Annotated in this window: 12 protein-coding genes; 9 read left to right on the top strand and 3 right to left on the bottom strand. The window is 70.9% G+C overall.

The genetic code is table 11. The features are described from left to right. Nucleotides 1-14: 14 nt before the first annotated feature. The gene (purD, locus tag AC2D8W_RS08210; protein WP_484671138.1) at nucleotides 15-1,283 is read right to left on the bottom strand and encodes a phosphoribosylamine--glycine ligase; all 1,269 of its coding nucleotides are present in this window, start codon (nucleotides 1,281-1,283) and stop codon (nucleotides 15-17) included. 245 nt (nucleotides 1,284-1,528) lie between these two features. Here purD and AC2D8W_RS08205 point away from each other — a divergent pair, with 245 nt between their 5' ends. From AC2D8W_RS08205 to AC2D8W_RS08165, 9 genes are all read left to right on the top strand, one after another. After that, nucleotides 1,529-4,963 carry a response regulator gene (locus tag AC2D8W_RS08205; protein WP_484671137.1) on the top strand — a complete coding sequence of 1,145 codons (3,435 nt, stop codon included), beginning with the start codon at nucleotides 1,529-1,531 and terminating at the stop codon, nucleotides 4,961-4,963. Then, nucleotides 4,960-5,799, top strand: coding sequence for a CheR family methyltransferase (locus tag AC2D8W_RS08200; RefSeq protein WP_484671136.1), 840 nt, complete (start codon nucleotides 4,960-4,962; stop codon nucleotides 5,797-5,799). The genes AC2D8W_RS08205 and AC2D8W_RS08200 overlap by 4 nt, the downstream gene beginning before the upstream one ends. Continuing rightward, nucleotides 5,796-6,371, top strand: coding sequence for a chemotaxis protein CheB (locus AC2D8W_RS08195; protein WP_484671135.1), 576 nt, complete (start codon nucleotides 5,796-5,798; stop codon nucleotides 6,369-6,371). The genes AC2D8W_RS08200 and AC2D8W_RS08195 overlap by 4 nt, the downstream gene beginning before the upstream one ends. Next, nucleotides 6,368-7,510 (top strand): hybrid sensor histidine kinase/response regulator, encoded by a 1,143-nt coding sequence (locus tag AC2D8W_RS08190; protein WP_484671134.1) that lies wholly within the window; start codon nucleotides 6,368-6,370, stop codon nucleotides 7,508-7,510. Before AC2D8W_RS08195 ends, AC2D8W_RS08190 begins: the two co-directional genes overlap by 4 nt. 260 nt (nucleotides 7,511-7,770) lie before the next feature. Next, on the top strand, nucleotides 7,771-8,421 hold the full coding sequence (locus AC2D8W_RS08185; protein WP_293482510.1) for a sensor histidine kinase: 651 nt from the start codon (nucleotides 7,771-7,773) through the stop codon (nucleotides 8,419-8,421). A 13-nt stretch (nucleotides 8,422-8,434) separates the two neighbouring features. Continuing rightward, a complete protein-coding gene (locus tag AC2D8W_RS08180; protein ID WP_484671447.1) occupies nucleotides 8,435-8,704 on the top strand; it encodes a SemiSWEET family sugar transporter in 270 nt (89 codons plus the stop codon). 89 nt (nucleotides 8,705-8,793) lie between these two features. After that, nucleotides 8,794-11,079 (top strand): O-linked N-acetylglucosamine transferase, SPINDLY family protein, encoded by a 2,286-nt coding sequence (locus AC2D8W_RS08175; protein ID WP_484671133.1) that lies wholly within the window; start codon nucleotides 8,794-8,796, stop codon nucleotides 11,077-11,079. A 4-nt stretch (nucleotides 11,080-11,083) separates the two neighbouring features. Beyond that, nucleotides 11,084-13,366, top strand: a complete 2,283-nt coding sequence (locus tag AC2D8W_RS08170) for an O-linked N-acetylglucosamine transferase, SPINDLY family protein (protein WP_484671132.1) — start codon at nucleotides 11,084-11,086, stop codon at nucleotides 13,364-13,366. Nucleotides 13,367-13,480: 114 nt separating this feature from the next. After that, nucleotides 13,481-14,719 carry a cation:proton antiporter gene (locus AC2D8W_RS08165; protein WP_484671131.1) on the top strand — a complete coding sequence of 413 codons (1,239 nt, stop codon included), beginning with the start codon at nucleotides 13,481-13,483 and terminating at the stop codon, nucleotides 14,717-14,719. Between the two features lie 4 nt (nucleotides 14,720-14,723). Here AC2D8W_RS08165 and AC2D8W_RS08160 read toward each other — a convergent pair whose 3' ends face one another. Together AC2D8W_RS08160 and AC2D8W_RS08155 are read right to left on the bottom strand one after the other, a co-directional pair. Then, nucleotides 14,724-15,377 carry an LbetaH domain-containing protein gene (locus AC2D8W_RS08160; RefSeq protein ID WP_293481243.1) on the bottom strand — a complete coding sequence of 218 codons (654 nt, stop codon included), beginning with the start codon at nucleotides 15,375-15,377 and terminating at the stop codon, nucleotides 14,724-14,726. Beyond that, nucleotides 15,374-16,183 carry an NAD-dependent epimerase/dehydratase family protein gene (locus AC2D8W_RS08155; RefSeq protein ID WP_484671130.1) on the bottom strand — a complete coding sequence of 270 codons (810 nt, stop codon included), beginning with the start codon at nucleotides 16,181-16,183 and terminating at the stop codon, nucleotides 15,374-15,376. Before AC2D8W_RS08155 ends, AC2D8W_RS08160 begins: the two co-directional genes overlap by 4 nt. Nucleotides 16,184-16,296 lie beyond the last annotated feature (113 nt).

Genomic DNA, 16,296 nt, shown 5'->3' with positions numbered 1-16,296 from the left:
GGATCACCCCGTAGTCAGCGGAGGGCGCGCCAGCCGATGTCGCGGCGGCAGAAGCCGTCGGGGAAGTCGATGGCGTCCACTGCCGCATAGGCCTTGTCGCGGGCTTCGCGAAGCGTGGGGCCGACGGCGCAGACGTTCAGGACGCGGCCGCCCGCCGCGCGCATGACGCCCCCGGCGTCGCGCTTCGTGCCGGCATGCAGCACCACCACGTCGGGCCCGAAGTCGGCGTCCGCGCCGCGGATCTCGCCGCCGGCCGTGGGCTTGTCGGGATAGCCCTTGGCCGCCACGACGACGCAGACGGCGCTCTCGTCCCGCCACTTCGGCGGCGGCATCTCGGCCAGCCGCCCCTGCGCGCAGGCGACGAGGTACGGCACGAGGTCGCTCTCAAGCCGCAGCATGAGCACCTGGCACTCCGGATCCCCGAAGCGGACGTTGAACTCCACCAGCTTCGGCCCCGCGGCCGTCGCCATCAGCTCCACGAAGAGCGCGCCCCGGTACGGCGCTCCGTCCGCCGCGATGCCCGCGAAGGCCGGCTCCACGAGCCGCGTGCGCACCTGCTCGACCAGCTCGGGCGTGAAGACCGGCGCGGGCGAATAGGTCCCCATGCCGCCTGTGTTCGGGCCCTGCTCGCCGTCGTAGGCGCGCTTGTGGTCCTGGGCCCAGCCGAAGACCATGGAGTCCTTGCCGTCGCACAGGGCGAAGAGGGAGCCGATCTCGCCCTCCAGGAACTCCTCCAGCACCACGCGGGCCCCGGCCGCGCCGAAGCGGCCGCCGAACGCGTCGTCGATGGCGGCCTCCGCCTCCGCCCGGGTGGGCGCGATGACCACGCCCTTGCCGGCGGCCAGGCCGTCGGCCTTCACCACATAGGGCGGCTCGAACCGATCGAGGGCGCGCCGCGCGGCCTCCGCGCTCTCGCACACGGCATAGGCCGAGGTGGGCAGGCCGTAGCGGTCGCAGAAGGCCTTGGTGAAGGCCTTGGAGCTCTCCAGCTGGCCCGCCTGCGCCGTCGGGCCGAAGCAGGGGAATCCCGCTGCGGTCACCGCGTCGGCAAGCCCCGCGGCGACCGCCGACTCCGGCCCGATCACCACGAGATCGGCGGCGATCTCGCGGGCGAGCTCCACGAGCGCGGGGACGTCGGTGGCGGGCACGTCCCGCAACTCCGCCTGGGCGGCCATGCCGGGGTTCCCGGGCGCCGCCACCAGGCGTGTCACCAGGGGAGAGGCGGCGATCTTCCAGGCCAGCGCATGCTCGCGCCCGCCCGAGCCCACGAGGAGGATGTTCATGGCAGGCGGCTTTGGCGTGGGAGGACCGGGCGGTCAAGGCGTCTGCGGCGCGCGCCGGGACGCGGAACCAAACGCCAAGCTGCGCCGTTACGGCGCTTGGGGGGGAGTGCTGGTCGGCGATCGACGGGCCCATCCTCCTCAGACGGGCTGCTGCGGACCGAACCCGCCGCCGGCAGTCCGGGCCCGAACTCCGTACCTGCGGCCGCTGACCGCCAGCGGTCGCGCGCCGCCGTTCCAGGATGTCCATGTCCGCTTCCCGCGTCCGCATCGTTTCGCCGTTCGAATCACGGGTGGACGTCTGGACGACCCTTGGCCTCGTCGCCGTGCTGCTGTTCTTCCTGATCAGCGGCTCGGTCTCGTACCTGAACGTCGCGGAACTCCAGGCGAACAATGCGCGCATCCGGCAGTCGCATCGCGTCATCGTGGCGGTGGACAACCTTCGGTCCCTGATCCAGGACGCCGAGACCGGTCAGCGCGGGTATCTGCTGACCGGCGATCCCCGGTACCTCGAACCCTACCGGCTCGCCGTCACGAACGCGGCGGCCGCGCAGGATGAAGTGGCGGCGCTGACCCGCATCAGCCCGGTGCAGCAGCTCAACGCGATCCAGTTGCGGCGAAGCATCGACGCCAAGCTCGCGGAGCTGAAGTCGACCATCCTGCTCCGGGAGACGGAAGGTCCCGACGCCGCCCTGGCTGTCGTGCGCGGAGACCAGGGTCGCGCGGAGATGGAGGCCATCCGCACCCGCCTCGCCGCCATGCGGCAGGAGGAGCAGCGGGTCCGCGAACTGCTCATCGCGGAGATGCACCAGGCGCAGCAGGCGGCCGTCCTCAGCATCGCGCTCTCCGGGCTTCTGGGCGCGGCGCTGACCGTCCTGGTGTTCACCCTCATCCGCCGCGACGCCCGCGCCCGCGCCCGCCAGGCCTGGCTGCAGTCGGGTCAGGTCGAGCTCGCGGACGCGATGATGGGCGACAAATCGATCGAGCAGCTCTCCGACGCCGTGCTGGCCTTCCTTGCCCGCTACGCCGGCTGCCAGGCGGGCGCCCTGTTCAAGGGGCATGGCGGGGACTTCCGGCTCGTAGCGACGTTCGGCGTGCCCGACGGCGCGGCCATTCCCGAGCGTTTCGCGTCCGGCGAGGGCCTGCTCGGCCAGGTGGTCGTCGAGCGCCGGCCGATCGTCGTCCGCGACGTGCCGGACGGCTATCTCACGATCGGTTCGGCGTTCGGCCGCGGCGCCCCGCGCCATCTCCTGATCGCGCCCGCCATGGCCGACGGGGTGGTCAACGCCGTGGTCGAGCTCGGCTTCCTCGAGCCGATCGAGGACCGCGTGCTGGACCTCCTGGCGCAGAGCGCCGCCGCCCTCGGCGTGGCCCTGCGCTCCGCCCGCTACCGGACACAGCTGCAGGAGGCGCTGGAGGAGACGCAGCGGCAGTCCGAGGAGCTGCAGGTTCAGAGCGAGGAGCTCCGCGTCTCCAACGAGGAGCTGGAGGAACAGGGCCGCGCGCTCAAGGAATCGCAGGTGCGGCTCGAACAGCAGCAGGTGGAGCTGGAGCAGACCAACAGCCAGCTCGAGGAACAGGCCCAGACGCTCGCCGGCCAGCGCGACGAGCTGGAGCGGACGGCCGCGGCGGTCGAGCAGAAGGCGCGCGAGCTCGAGCAGGCGAGCCAGTACAAGTCGGACTTCCTCGCCAACATGTCGCACGAGCTGCGGACGCCGCTGAACTCGCTGCTCATCCTCTCCAAGCTGCTGGGCGACAATCCGGATGGGAACCTGTCGGAGGACCAGGTCCGCTACGCGCGGACGATCCAGTCTTCCGGCAACGACCTGCTGACCCTCATCAACGACATCCTGGACCTGTCGAAGATCGAAGCGGGACAGCTCCAGATCCAGGCCGAGGATGTTCCGCTGCGGCGGCTGGTGAACGACCTGCGCGGGCTCTTCCAGCCGGTGGCGGACCAACGCGGCCTGACGTTCGAGATCGATCTCGCGGACGACCTTCCCGAGACCGTCGAGACCGATCGCCAGCGCCTGGAGCAGGTCCTGAAGAACCTCCTGTCGAACGCCTTCAAGTTCACCGAGAAGGGCGGCGTGCGGCTCGCCTTCGCGCGCGCCGGCGCGGACCGCCTCGCCGTGGCCGTCAAGGACACCGGCATCGGGATCTCGGCGGAACAGCAGCAGGCGATCTTCGACGCCTTCCGGCAGGCCGACGGGACGATCAGCCGGAAGTACGGCGGCACGGGCCTGGGGCTGTCCATCTCGCGCGAGCTGGCGCGGTTGCTCGGCGGCGCCATCGACTTGAAGAGCGCCCCGGGCAAGGGCAGTACGTTCACGCTGTCGATCCCGTTGGCGTTCGATCCTGCGCGGGTGGCCGCCTGGGAGCCCCCGACGAGCGCGCCGGCGGCGCAGACGCCCCCCGCCACCGAGCCGCTGCCGCAGCGCAGACGCCCGGCGCCGGCCCGACGGGTGAGCGACGATCGCGAGGCCCCGATGGACGGCCGCAGGGTGCTGCTGGTCATCGAGGACGATCCGAGCTTCGCCGACATCGTCTGCGGCCTCTCCCGCGAACTCGGATTCCGCTGCCTCGTGGCCGGCACCGCCGAGGAAGCCCTGGAGCTCGCCGCGGAGTTCAAGCCGCACGCCATCGTCCTGGACGTGGGCCTTCCCGACCAGTCCGGCCTCACGGTGCTGGACCAGCTCAAGCGTGACGACGCGACCCGCCACATCCCGATCCACGTCGTCTCGGGCGCCGACCACAGCCAGACCGCGCTGTCCCTGGGCGCCGTGGGCTACCTGATCAAGCCGGTGCAGCGGGAGCAGCTGGCCGAGGTGCTCCAGAACCTCCAGTCGAAGCTGACGCGCACGATGCGGCGGGTCCTCATCGTGGAGGACGACGACGTGCAGCGCGACGCCGTCAGCCGCCTGCTGGCGTCGGGAGACGTGGAGACGGTGGGGGTCGGCACGGCGGCCGAGTGCCTGGAGATGCTCAGGTCCCAGACGTTCGACTGCATGGTGCTCGACCTGTCGCTCCCGGACGCATCGGGCTTCTCCCTGCTCGAGACGCTCAGCCAGGGCGACCACGCCTTCCCGCCCGTGATCGTCTACACGGGCCACGAGCTTTCCGCCGACGACGAGCAGCGGCTGCGGCGCTACTCGAACTCGATCATCATCAAGGGCGCGAAGTCGCCCGAGCGGCTGCTCGACGAGGTCTCCCTGTTCCTGCACCAGGTGGTGGCCGAACTGCCGCCCGAGCAGCAGCGGATGATCCGGAAGGCGCGGAACCGGGACGCCGTGCTCGAGGGCCGGCGCATCCTCATCGTCGAGGACGATGTCCGGAACGTGTACTCGCTCACCAGCGTTCTGGAACCTCGCGGCGCCTCGGTGCAGATCGCCCGCAACGGGCAGGAAGCCATCGATGCGCTCGCGCAGTCCGCCGGGGGCTCCGCGCCGGCGATCGATCTCGTGCTCATGGACGTCATGATGCCGGTGGTGGACGGGCTGGAGGCGACCCGCCGGATCCGCAGCGATCCGAAGTGGGCCGACCTGCCGATCCTCATGCTGACCGCCAAGGCGATGCCGGACGACCAGGAGCGCTGCCTCCAGGCCGGCGCGAACGACTACATGGCCAAGCCGATCGACGTGGACAAGCTGCTGTCGCTCGTGCGCGTCTGGATGCCCCGATGAGCGCGGCGCTGCGGGAGCCGGGCGTCGAGGACCTGGAAATCGACCTGCTTCTGGAGGCCCTCTTCCAGCGCTACCACTATGATTTCCGCAGCTACGCCCGCGCCTCGATCAAGCGCCGCCTGGTCCAGGCCCGCGACCAGCTGGGCTTCACCAGCATCTCGGCGATGCAGGCGGGCCTCCTGCACGACCCCGCCACCCTGGGACGGCTCCTGGGCTACCTTACCGTCCAGGTGAGCGAGATGTTCCGCGACCCGAGCTACTTCCGGGCGCTCCGCGAGAAGGTCCTGCCGCACCTCAGGACCTATCCCTCGCTCAAGGTCTGGGTCGCCGGCTGCAGCCATGGCGAGGAGGTCTACTCGCTGGCCATCCTGTTCCGCGAGGAGGGGCTGGAGGACCGGACGATCTTCTACGCCACCGACATCAATCCCGCCGCGCTGCGCGCCGCCGAGGCCGGCGTCTACCCGCTCGAGCTGGTGAAGAAATTCACCGCCAATCACCAGAAGTCCGGCGGGCGGTCCTCGCTCTCGGACTACTACACCGCCGACTACGGCCGCGCGATCCTCGACAAGTCGCTCCGCAGCCGGATCGTCTTCTCGGACCACAGCCTGGTGACCGACGCGGTCTTCGGCGAGATGCACCTCATCTCCTGCCGCAACGTGCTGATCTACTTCGACCGGGCCCTGCAGGACCGGGCCATCGGGCTCTTCCACGGCTCGCTCGCGCGCAAGGGCTTCCTGGGGCTGGGACTGAAGGAGAGCCTGCGGTTCTCGAGTCACGCAGGCGCCTTCGCCGAGTTCGTGCGCGAGGAGAAGATCTACCAGAGGCGCGACCCATGACGCGCCCCACCCCCGGAGTGGTCGCCATCGGCGGATCGGCCGGCGCCGTCCAGGCGCTTCTGCGCATCCTGCCGACCCTGCCGGCCGACTTCCCGGCGCCGATCCTGATCGTGGTGCATGTGCCGCCGGACCGGGAGAACGCCCTCGTCCCGCTGTTCCAGAACAAGTGCAGGGTGGGCGTGAAGGAAGCCGAGGACAAGGAGGTCGCCCAGCCGGGCGTCGCCTACTTCGCGCCCTCCGACTACCATCTCCTCGTCGAGGCCGACGGCAGCCTGTCGCTGTCGTCGGACGAGCTCGTGAACCTGTCGCGCCCTGCGATCGACGTCCTCTTCGACAGCGTGGCCGACGCCTTCGGGTCCGCGGCCTCGGCGATCGTGCTCACGGGCGCGAACCACGACGGCGCGGCCGGGCTGAGCGCCGTCGTCGCCGCCGGCGGACACGCCGTCGTGGAGGATCCGGCGGAGGCCTATGTGGCCGCCATGCCCGAGGCCGCGCTCCGGGCCTGCCCCGGCGCCACGGTGCTGCGGCTGGACGCCATCGCATCGCATCTGTCCAACCTGAGGGCGCCATGACCACCGCGAGCGCGCCCATCCACTTCCTGCTGGTCGACGACCTCCAGGAGAACCTCCTAGCCCTGGAGGGGCTGCTGCAGCGCGACGGCCTGGTCTGCCTGAAGGCGCGCTCGGGCGACGAGGCGCTGGAACTGCTACTGAGGCACGACGTGGCGCTGGCGCTTCTCGACGTCCAGATGCCGGGCATGGACGGCTTCCAGCTGGCCGAGTTCATGCGCGGCGCCGAGGTCTCGCGTCACGTCCCCATCATCTTCCTGACGGCCGGCACGGCGGATCGTCAGCGCCGGTTCCGCGGCTACGAGGCCGGGGCGGTCGACTTCCTGCAGAAGCCCATCGAGGCGGACGTGCTGCGCAGCAAGGCCAACGTCTTCTTCGACCTGCACCAGCAGCGCCGGCAGATCATCGCGCAGCGCGATGAGCTCGAAGCCCTCGCCGCGGCGCTCCAGACCGCCGACCGGCACAAGAACGAGTTCCTGGCGGTCCTCGGTCACGAGATACGCAATCCCGTGATGGCGCTCAGCGCCGGGCTCCACTTCCTCCGGCGTCGGAAGGACCCTCAGAAGACGGACGAGATCCATGCCCAGATGGAGCGGCAGGTCGCGCACCTGACGCGCCTCGTGGACGACATGCTGGACATCTCGCGGATCGACCAGGGCAAGATCGCGCTGTGCAAGGACACCGTGGCGCTTCAGACGGTCCTGGAGTTCGCGGTCGAGGCCAGCCGGCCGCAGATCGACGCGGCGGGCCACACCTTCACCACGCACATGCCCGCGGCTCCTGTGAACCTGCACGCCGATCCCACGCGGCTTGCCCAGGTGGTCAGCAACCTCCTCAACAACGCGGCGAGATACACCCCGGCCGGTGGGCGGATCGCCCTGAGCGCGCGGGTGGTGGAAGGCTTCGCGGAGATCGACGTCTCGGACACCGGCATCGGCATCCCGCCCGAGATGCAGTCGAAGATCTTCGAGCTCTTCGCGCAGGTGAAGAGCCCGACGGAACGGGCCCAGGAGGGGCTCGGCATCGGGCTCGCGCTCGGCAAGCAGCTCATGGAGCTGCACGACGGAACCATCTCGCTCACGTCCAGCACGCCGGGGGCGGGCAGCACCTTCCGGATCCGTCTGCCGGTGCTCGAAACCTGATCGGAACGACCCACAGGGAAGCGCGTTCAGGTGGGGCGAGTGAGCTCCCCCCGCTACCCGCGATCGCCGCATCCCCGCCGACCTGGCGTGGGACGCGCGCAGAGAGGCCTTCGGCGGCGACGCCGGAGGCCTTTTTCGCATCCCCGCGGGCCTCTCCAAGGCGATATCGGGTTCGGCGACCGGCGGCCTTGAGTCGCAACCCCACGGCGCCGAGGTTGCGATAGTCTGGCGACCACAGCGGCCGAACGACGGGAGACGGGATGGCCAGTCCGAAGATCGACGGGCCCGAGGCCGCGCTCGAGCGACAGGTCGAACGCGCGCGCGAGATCGAGCACCGGGTCAAGAACACGCTGCAGCTCATCTCCTCCATCGTGCTGCTGCAGGGCCGCCGATCGGCCGACGAAGGCGCGAAGGCGGCGCTTCGGGCCGTCCAGCAGCGGGTCGCCGCCGTCAGCGTCGCGCACCGTCATGTGGCCTGGGCCGACGAGCGCGAGGAGGTGGAGCTGGCCGCCCTGGTGCGCGAGATCGTCAGCGACCTGGCGGGCTCGGCCGGCCGCGAAGGCGTGGACATCGATCTCGACCTCGACGCCGTGACCATTCCGGGCCCCCAGGGCGCGTCCGTCGCCCTGCTTGTCAGCGAGACGGTGGGCAACGCCCTGCGCCACGCCTATCCCGACGGCCGCACCGGCCGCGTGCGGGTAGCCCTGCGGCGCACGGCGACCGGGTTCGAGCTATCCGTGGCCGACGATGGCGTCGGCGTCCCGCCGGGCGCGCCGCCGACCGGCTTCGGCCTGACCGTCGCCCAGCTGATGGCGCAGCAGCTCCGCGGACGACTGGTGACCGACGTGGCGCAACCCGGCGTCCGGATTTCCGTTAGCGTTCCCATGGACAGCGACGCCGCACGGGGCTGACGCCGTGATTTCGATCGCCGACGTCGTGGGCACAGGCGCCGCCTTGTGCTCGATGACCAGCTTCGTGCCGCAGATCCTGAAGATCTGGCGCGAGCGCGACGCGACCTCGGTCTCGCTGCGCATGTACGCCGTGACCGTCACGGGATTCTCGCTGTGGATCGCGTATGGCGTCATGACGAACGCCTGGCCGGTCGTGGGGGCGAACACCGTCTGCCTCGGCCTCTCAGCGACGATCCTGGTGCTGAAGTGGCGCTTCTCCCAGCGGGCCGCGCCGGCAGCGTGATCGCCGAGAGCCGGCCAGCGGCCACGGCGCGCTAGCCATGGGCGGCGGGTGGCCTTAAGCAGCCGTTTCCTGCGGTTGAAGGGCTCGGGATGACTGATCGGTTGCAAGCGGCGCAGGCGGCCCTCAACGCGGGGCGCCGGGATGAGGCGATCGAGCAGCTGATCGCAGCCGTGACCGAGGACCCGGCCCGCACGGTTCAGGTCTACCGCGTCCTGGCGGTCCAGCTGTACAACGCCAACCGGTTCGAGGAGGGGGTGCAGTTCGCCGGCCAGGGCGCGCAGCGCCACCCCAAGGACTACGACCTCCTCAACACCTACGGCGTCCTCCTGCGCAAGGCGCGGCGGCAGGCCGAAGCCGTGCCGGTGCTGGACGCCGCGATCCGTCTGCGGCCCAAGGACCCGGCGGCTCAGCAGAACCTCGGCAACGTGCTGCTGGATCTCAAGGAGGGCGCGAGGGCCGAGGCGCTCTTCACGAAGATGGTGCGCGCCGATCCGCGCAATGCCGAGTACCATCGCCAGCTGGGCCGCGCGCTGCTGCAGCAGGGCAAGATCGATCCCGCCGCGACCCGCTTCCGGACCGCGATCAGCCTGAAGAAGGACCTGATCGACGCCTGGCTCGACCTGGTCGGCACCCTGAACGAGGAGTTCCGAACGGCGGAAGCCGAGGAGGTCCTCGACCGCGCGATCGCCGCCAACCCCGGCAACCAGCGGCTCCTGGAAGGCAAGGCCATGGTCCTGCGCCGGTCGGGCCAGATGCGCCGCGCCGAGCAGTTCCTCACCGACCTCCTGCCGGCGAACCCCGACGCAGCGTGGCTGCATTTCCAGATCGGCTCCCTCGTCGCCGACATCGACCGAGCGCGCGCGACCGCGGCGCTGCGGCGCGCCGTCGAACTCGACCCCGACCGGCTCGACTACTCCACGTCGCTCGTCGAGAGCCTCGAACGGACGCGTCACGGGGACGAGGGCGGACACATCGAGGAGGCCTACCAGCTCGCCCTGAAGCTCCTGCCTCGCAGGGCCGAGTTCGGAGACGCGGCCAAGAAGATCATGACCGAGGTCTTCGTGCGGGTCGCCGACTTCGACTCCCAGGACCAGGTGGGCGACTTCAAGTCCCTGGGCCGCGGCTGGGCCTCCAGCGGACGCCATACGGCGCTTCTGAAGCAGCTGTCCCGCACCCACACGCACGAGGACCGGCTGGAGCTCGTCGAGCAGCACCGGATCTGGGGCCGCGATGTGGAGAAGGCGGCCGCGCGCCGGCCGATCAAGCGTCCGCCGCCGAGGCCGAAGGGCGGCAAGATCCGCCTTGGCTTCATGTCGTCAGACCTGCGGCAGCACCCGGTCGGATACTTCGCGATGCCGCTGTTCGACCACGTCGACAACGAGCGCTTCGAGGTGTTCGTCTACTCCTACTACCTGGGCCAGGAGGACGCGGCGCAGCGGCATATCGCCGAGCGAATCTCCGCCTATCGCTGGTGGCCCGACATCGGGATCGGGCAGGCGGCCGAGAAGATCGCCGAGGACCAGCTGGACATCCTGATCGAGCTGGGCGGCTCGACGCACATGAACAAGCTGGAGGTCATGGCCTACCGGCCGGCGCCCATCCAGGCGTCCTGGCTGGGCTATCCGCATTCGGCGGGGCTGGAGAGCATCGACTACTTCATCTGCGACCCGTTCAGCCTTCCCACGGACCCCGCCTACCTCATCGAGAAGCCGCTGGTGATGCCGAAGACATGGCTCGCCCTGGGCGACGCCTTCTTCTCGGACCGCAACGAGATCACCCCCGGCCTGCCCTGCGAGCGGAACGGCTTCGTCACCTTCGGCACCGCCAACAATCCGCACAAGTACAGCCGAGAGGTCGTCCAGGCCTGGGCCCGAGTGGTCGCCGCCGTGCCCGGCTCCAGGTTCGCCTTCGTGAGGCCTGAGGGATCGGGCGCCAGCTTCCGCCGCAACCTGGCCGCCCTGTTCGCGCGGGAGGGGGTCAGCGAGGATCGCCTGGTGTTCCACGCGGTCCGCGGGCGGCACATGCCCTACTACAACGAGATCGACATCACGCTGGACCCCTTCCCGCTGACCGGCGGCACCACCACGACCGAGAGCCTGTGGATGGGCGTGCCGCTGGTGAGCCGCGTGGGCGAGGCCTTCCACGAGCGCCTGAGCTATTCGATCCTGTCCAATGCGGGGCTCGGGGACCTCTGCGTGAAGACGCCCGAGGAATACCAGACGCAGGCGGTGGCGCTGGCGGCGGACCTCGACCGTCGTCGCGAGATCCGGGCCAACATGCGCGAGGCGTTGCGCAGGAGCCCGCTCGGCCAGACCCAGCAGTTCGCCCGCGACTTCTACGACCTGATCCATCGCGCCGTGAGCGAGCACCGGTAGGGGCATGACTGACCGTCTGTCGGCGGCGAGAGCCCTGCTCGCGGCGGGCCGGCGCGACGCGGCGATCGCCGAGCTGGAAGCCGCCGTCGCCGAAGGGCCGCAGGGCATTGCGGTCTGGCGGATGCTGACGGTCCAGCTCTACAACGCCGGCCGCTTCGAAGCGGTCGAACAGCGCGCGGCCGAGGGGCTCGCCCAGCATCCCGGCGACTACGAGATCAGCAACACGCGCGGCGTCGCGCTGCGGCGGCTGAAGCGCCTGCCCGAGGCCGCCGCCGTGCTCGAAGCCGCCACGGCCATCCAGCCCCGGACCACGGCCGCCTGGCTCAACCTGGGCAACGTGCTGATGGACATGGGCGAGGCCCGGCGCGCCGAGGCGGTCTACGCCGAGCTTGCGCGCCTCGAACCTCAAGCGCCCGCTCACCCCTGGCGCCGCGGGCGGACCCTGTGGCGGCAGCAGCGGTTCGCCGCGGCCGCGGACGCCCTGCGCGAGGCGCTGGCGCTCGACGCGGACCACGTGGACGCCTGGTCGGACCTCGCCGCGGTGCTGCTTGCGGACCAGAAGCCCGCCGAGGCGCTGGCGGCGCTCGAGGACGCCATCCGCCGGCGACCCGCCGAGCGCCGGCTGCTGGAAGAGAAGGCGGTGCTCCTGCGGCGGACCGGCCGGGCCGTCCAGGCGGCGGGCTTCCTCGAGGCGGTCGAGACGATCGACCCCAATGCGGCGTGGATCCGCTACCAGAGGGGCCTGCTGTACGGCGATCGGAACCGCGCGGCCGCCAATGCCGAGCTGGAGGCGGCCCACGCGGGGGCCCCCGGCAACGTCGACTACGCCATGGCGCTGTGCGAGGGGCTGGCGCGCGACCGCTCCGAGACCGAGGGCCAGAGCCTGGACCGCGCCTACCGCCTGGCGCTGGACCTCGCCGCAAAGAAGCCCGAGCCGGGCAACAAGATCCTGAGCGAGGTGCTGGGCCGCGCCTGCGACTTCGAAGCGGTGGAACGCCTGGGCAGTTTCGCCGAGATGGGGCGCAGCTTCGCCGGTAGCGGACGGCACGCGGGCCTCCTGGATCAGCTTCCCCGGGTGGTGGACGATGCCGACCGCCTGGAACTGCTGGCGCAGCACCGGCTCTGGGGCCGGAACACCGAGGCCTGGGCCGCGCGCGCGCCGATCTCGCGGCGGGGACCGCGCCCATCCGACGGCCGGCTGCGCCTGGGCTTCCTTTCGTCGGACCTCCGGCGGCATGCCGTCGGCTACTTCGCCCTCCCGCTGTTCGAGCATCGGGATCCGCGCTTCGACCTGCATGTCTACTCGTTCTACCCGGGCGGGCAGGACGACGTTCAGGCGCGCGTCCGGGCGGGCGCGGCGGCCTTCCGCAGCCTGCCTCACCTGTCGGCCCGGGACGCCGCCCAGGTGATCGCGGACGACCAGCTGGACCTCCTCATCGAACTGGGCGGCTCGACGCAGCACAACCGGATCGAGGTCATGGCCTTCCAGCCCGCGCCCCGGCTGGCGAGCTGGCTGGGCTATCCGCACTCGGTCGGGCTCTCCAACATCGACTGGATGATCTGCGACCCGCTGAACGCGCCGCAGCGCCCCGAGCTGATGATCGAGCGGCCGCTGCCCCTGCCCACGTCGTGGATCACGCTGGGCGAGCACGCCTTCACCGACGAGACGCCCGTGACCGAGGCGCCGCCGTCCGCCCGAAAGGACTTCGTCACCTTCGGCACGGCCAACAACCCCTACAAGTACAATCGTCGGACGCTGCAGGCCTGGGCGCGCGTGGTGGCGGCCGTGCCGGGGAGCCGGTTCATGGTGGTGCGCCCCGAGGCCGCCTCGGCCGCCTTCCGCGCCAATATCGAGCGGGCCTTCGCGGCCGAGGGCGTGGAGGCGGGCCGGCTCCTCTGGCGCGCTGTCCGCGGCCAGCATCTCGCCCATCTGAACGACGTCGACGTCTGCCTCGACACCTTCCCGCTGACCGGCGGCACGACGACGACCGAGAGCCTCTGGATGGGCGTGCCGGTCGTGAGCCTTGCGGGGCCCGCCTTCTACGAGCGCCTCTCCCGATCCATCCTGACGAACGCCGGGCTCGGCGACCTCTGCGCCGACGATATCGAAGGCTACCACGCCACCGCGATGGCGATCGCGGCCGACGAACCGCGGCGGCGCGAGCTGCGCCGGACCCTGCGGGCCAGTCTGCGGAACGGCCCCCTGGGCCGCACGGCGGAATGGGCGCGCGACTTCTACGAGACCGTTTGGACGGCCGTGCGGGGACAGCCGGAAAGCCGGGGCTGAGGCGCGCTACGAGGAACCGGTCGGGCTTGAGCGTGTTGGCTGCGGTCGAGCCGGGAGTCGCGCGCCTGGACCTCGCCGCGGCCGGCCCGCCGCAGACGGCCGACCGGAGCCCGGATGTTCGAGTTCTCCAGCTACCACTTCCTCCTGGCGGCCGTCGGACTGGCGATCATCCTCGCCTACTGGCTGCCGCGCTTCGTGTCCGGCCGCGAGCCTGCGGCGTCGGCGTTGCTGATCGGACTTGGCTGGCTGCTGTTCGGCTGGATCGAAGGGGGCCCCGAGGCGATCAGCCCGATCGCCGCGCCCAAGCCCTGGGAGGTGGTCAGCGAGCTCTGCGTCATCGTGGGCCTGTTCGGGGTGGGCCTGCGCATCGACCGCGTCTTCGACCTGCCGCGATGGGGACCGACCATCCGACTGCTGGCCATCGCCATGCCGCTGACCATCCTGGGCGTCGCCACGCTGGGGTGGCAGGCGGCCGGCATGACCCTGGCGGGCGCGCTGCTGCTCGGCTCGGTCCTCGCGCCGACCGATCCCGTCCTGGCCGGCGACGTCCAGGTGGGGCGGCCCACCGAGGGGGGCGAGCACCCCGTCCGCTTCACGCTCACCACCGAGGCCGGGCTGAACGACGGGCTCGCGTTTCCCTTCGTCCACCTGAGCCTCGCCCTGGGCGCAGCCGCCCTGACACCGCAGCTGCTCGGCGACTGGGCGGCGCTGGACGTGGCCTACCGCATCGTCGTGGGCGTGGTCTGCGGCGTCGGGGTCGGCTGGCTGCTGGGCAAGGTGCTGTTCGAATTCCCGCGCGAGAACGCCCTCGCCGAGACCGAGGCCGGCGTGTTCGCGCTGGCCGGGGTCTTCGTCGCCTACGGCGTGACCGAGCTGGCCGAGGGCTATGGCTTCATCGCCGCCTTCGTGGCCGGCGTCAGCCTGCGGCGCGTGGAGTCGGAGCACGCCTTCCACGTCCGGCTGCACGACTTCTCCGAGACGATCGAGCACGCGCTGACGGCGATGCTCCTGATCGGCCTGGGGGCGGCGATGCCGGCGCTTCTGAGCGCGCTCGACGCGACGGGGGTCCTGATCGCCCTGGCGCTGGTCCTGGTGATCCGGCCGGTCGCCGGACTGGCTTCGCTGGCCGGATCGCGGCTGCGCGGGCGCGAGCGGCTGGTGGTCGCCTTCTACGGGGTGCGCGGGGTGGGTTCGATCTACTACCTGAGCTACGCGGGCAGCCACATGGAGCTCAAGAACGAGGCCGAGCTCTGGGCGATCACGGCCCTCACGGTCCTCGTCTCGACAGTCCTGCACGGCTTCTCCGCCGCCTTCGCGGTCGAGCGCGCCACGGGCGAGAAGCAGACCGACTGAGGCCCTACAGCCGGAAATACTCCTTCAGCAGGTCGTCCGGCCGGGGCTGGAAGGCCAGGTCCGTCCCGCTCGAGCGGAACGCGATCACGCCCGCCGGCACGGTCTTGTTCACCGCGCTCGTCCCTTGGCTCAGCACGGCGTCGTCGCCGATCACCGAGCGGCCGATCACGGCGCAGTTGGGGTAGATCACCACCCGCTCGCCGATCACCGGGATCTGGTCCTTGTGCCGGCCCACGGTCGAGTTCTGGTAGAGCACCAGGTAGTTCCCGTAGGTGGCCTTGGCGAGCACGATGCCCACCGAGTGGCCGATGTAGAACACGGGCGGCATCTGGATCTCGTAGAACAGGTCGATGCCGTTCAGCGCCTTGTTCATCAGGAACAGGCGCGTCGCCGCCGCCGTCTCGCCCGAGCGCCGGTACATGGTGTTCGAGAGGTAGTAGAGGAAGATGCAGTGCTGCGAGCTCTGCAGCACGTTGAACTGGTCGGGCCGCCAGGGGGCGCAGGCGTTGATGCACACGTGCATCCGCTCGAGCGCCTCGTCGATGTGGGCGTCCACCGCCTTGCGGAACTCGCCCTCGCGGCCGTCGGGCACGATAGCGGCGCACTGGGCGGTCAAGTAGCCGATCAGGCTTTCGCGAGTGTGGTCCAGCAGCTTCACGCGGACAGCCCCTCCAGGTAGGCGGCGATCACATCCTCCACCGGCCGCGCCTCAACGCCAAGGCCGGCGAGACGCTCCACCGAGGCGTTGGGCGGCGGCGGCGGGCTGGCGTCGCGCGCGAACTTCACCCAGAAGCCGCGGGCCTCGAAGCAGCGGGCGATCTCGGCGTTGGTGGTGAGCCGGCCGGCGGCGACGTTGTAGACGCCCTCCCCACGCTCGGCGATGGCGATCAGGGCCGCGACCGTGTCGTCGAGGTGGATGTAGTCGCGGGCGATGTTGGGGCTCGAGTCGAGCGCGAGGTCGCGGGTCGACCGCGCCTGGATCAGCCACTCGGAGAGGAAGCCCGGGGCGCCGTCGGCCCAGTCGTAGACGTTCGACAGCCGCGCCACGGCGCCGCGGCCGCCCGAACGCGCCAGGGTCAGGTTCTCGCCCAGCGCCTTGGAGAGGTCGTAGACGCGGCGGGGATCGGCCGGGTCGAAGACGAGAGGCTCGGCCTCGTGGACCAGCGCCTTGCGCTGGCCATCGTAGAGCCGCGTCGAGGAGCAGTAGACCAGCCGTTCGAAGCGCCCGGCCTCGATGATGCGGCTCACCAGGGTGGCGTGCGCCTCGACGGTGTCGAACGGGCGGCGGTCGTAGTCGGCGGTGAGGCCGGCGCAGTAGAAGACCGTTCCGAGTTCGCGGGTCAGGACATCGGGATCGCCCTTCGAGGGCGCCCAGACGGCCCAGCCGTCGGCCCGCAGCCGCGTGACGAGCCGGGCTCCGACGAACCCGGCCGCGCCGACGACGGTGGCGGTTCTGGAGGTCATGAGCCCGCCCTGCCGATCGCGCCGAACCCGCGACCGATGCTCCCCCTCAGGGGGAGGTGGCTCCGAAGGGGTCGGAGGGGGGCGGCCCGCGGCGCCAGCGGCCCCTCCACCGG

The organism is Phenylobacterium sp. T106, assembly GCF_057219735.1.
The sequence above is the reverse complement of the archived record's forward strand: the minus strand, read 5'-3'. Positions and strand labels throughout refer to the sequence as shown.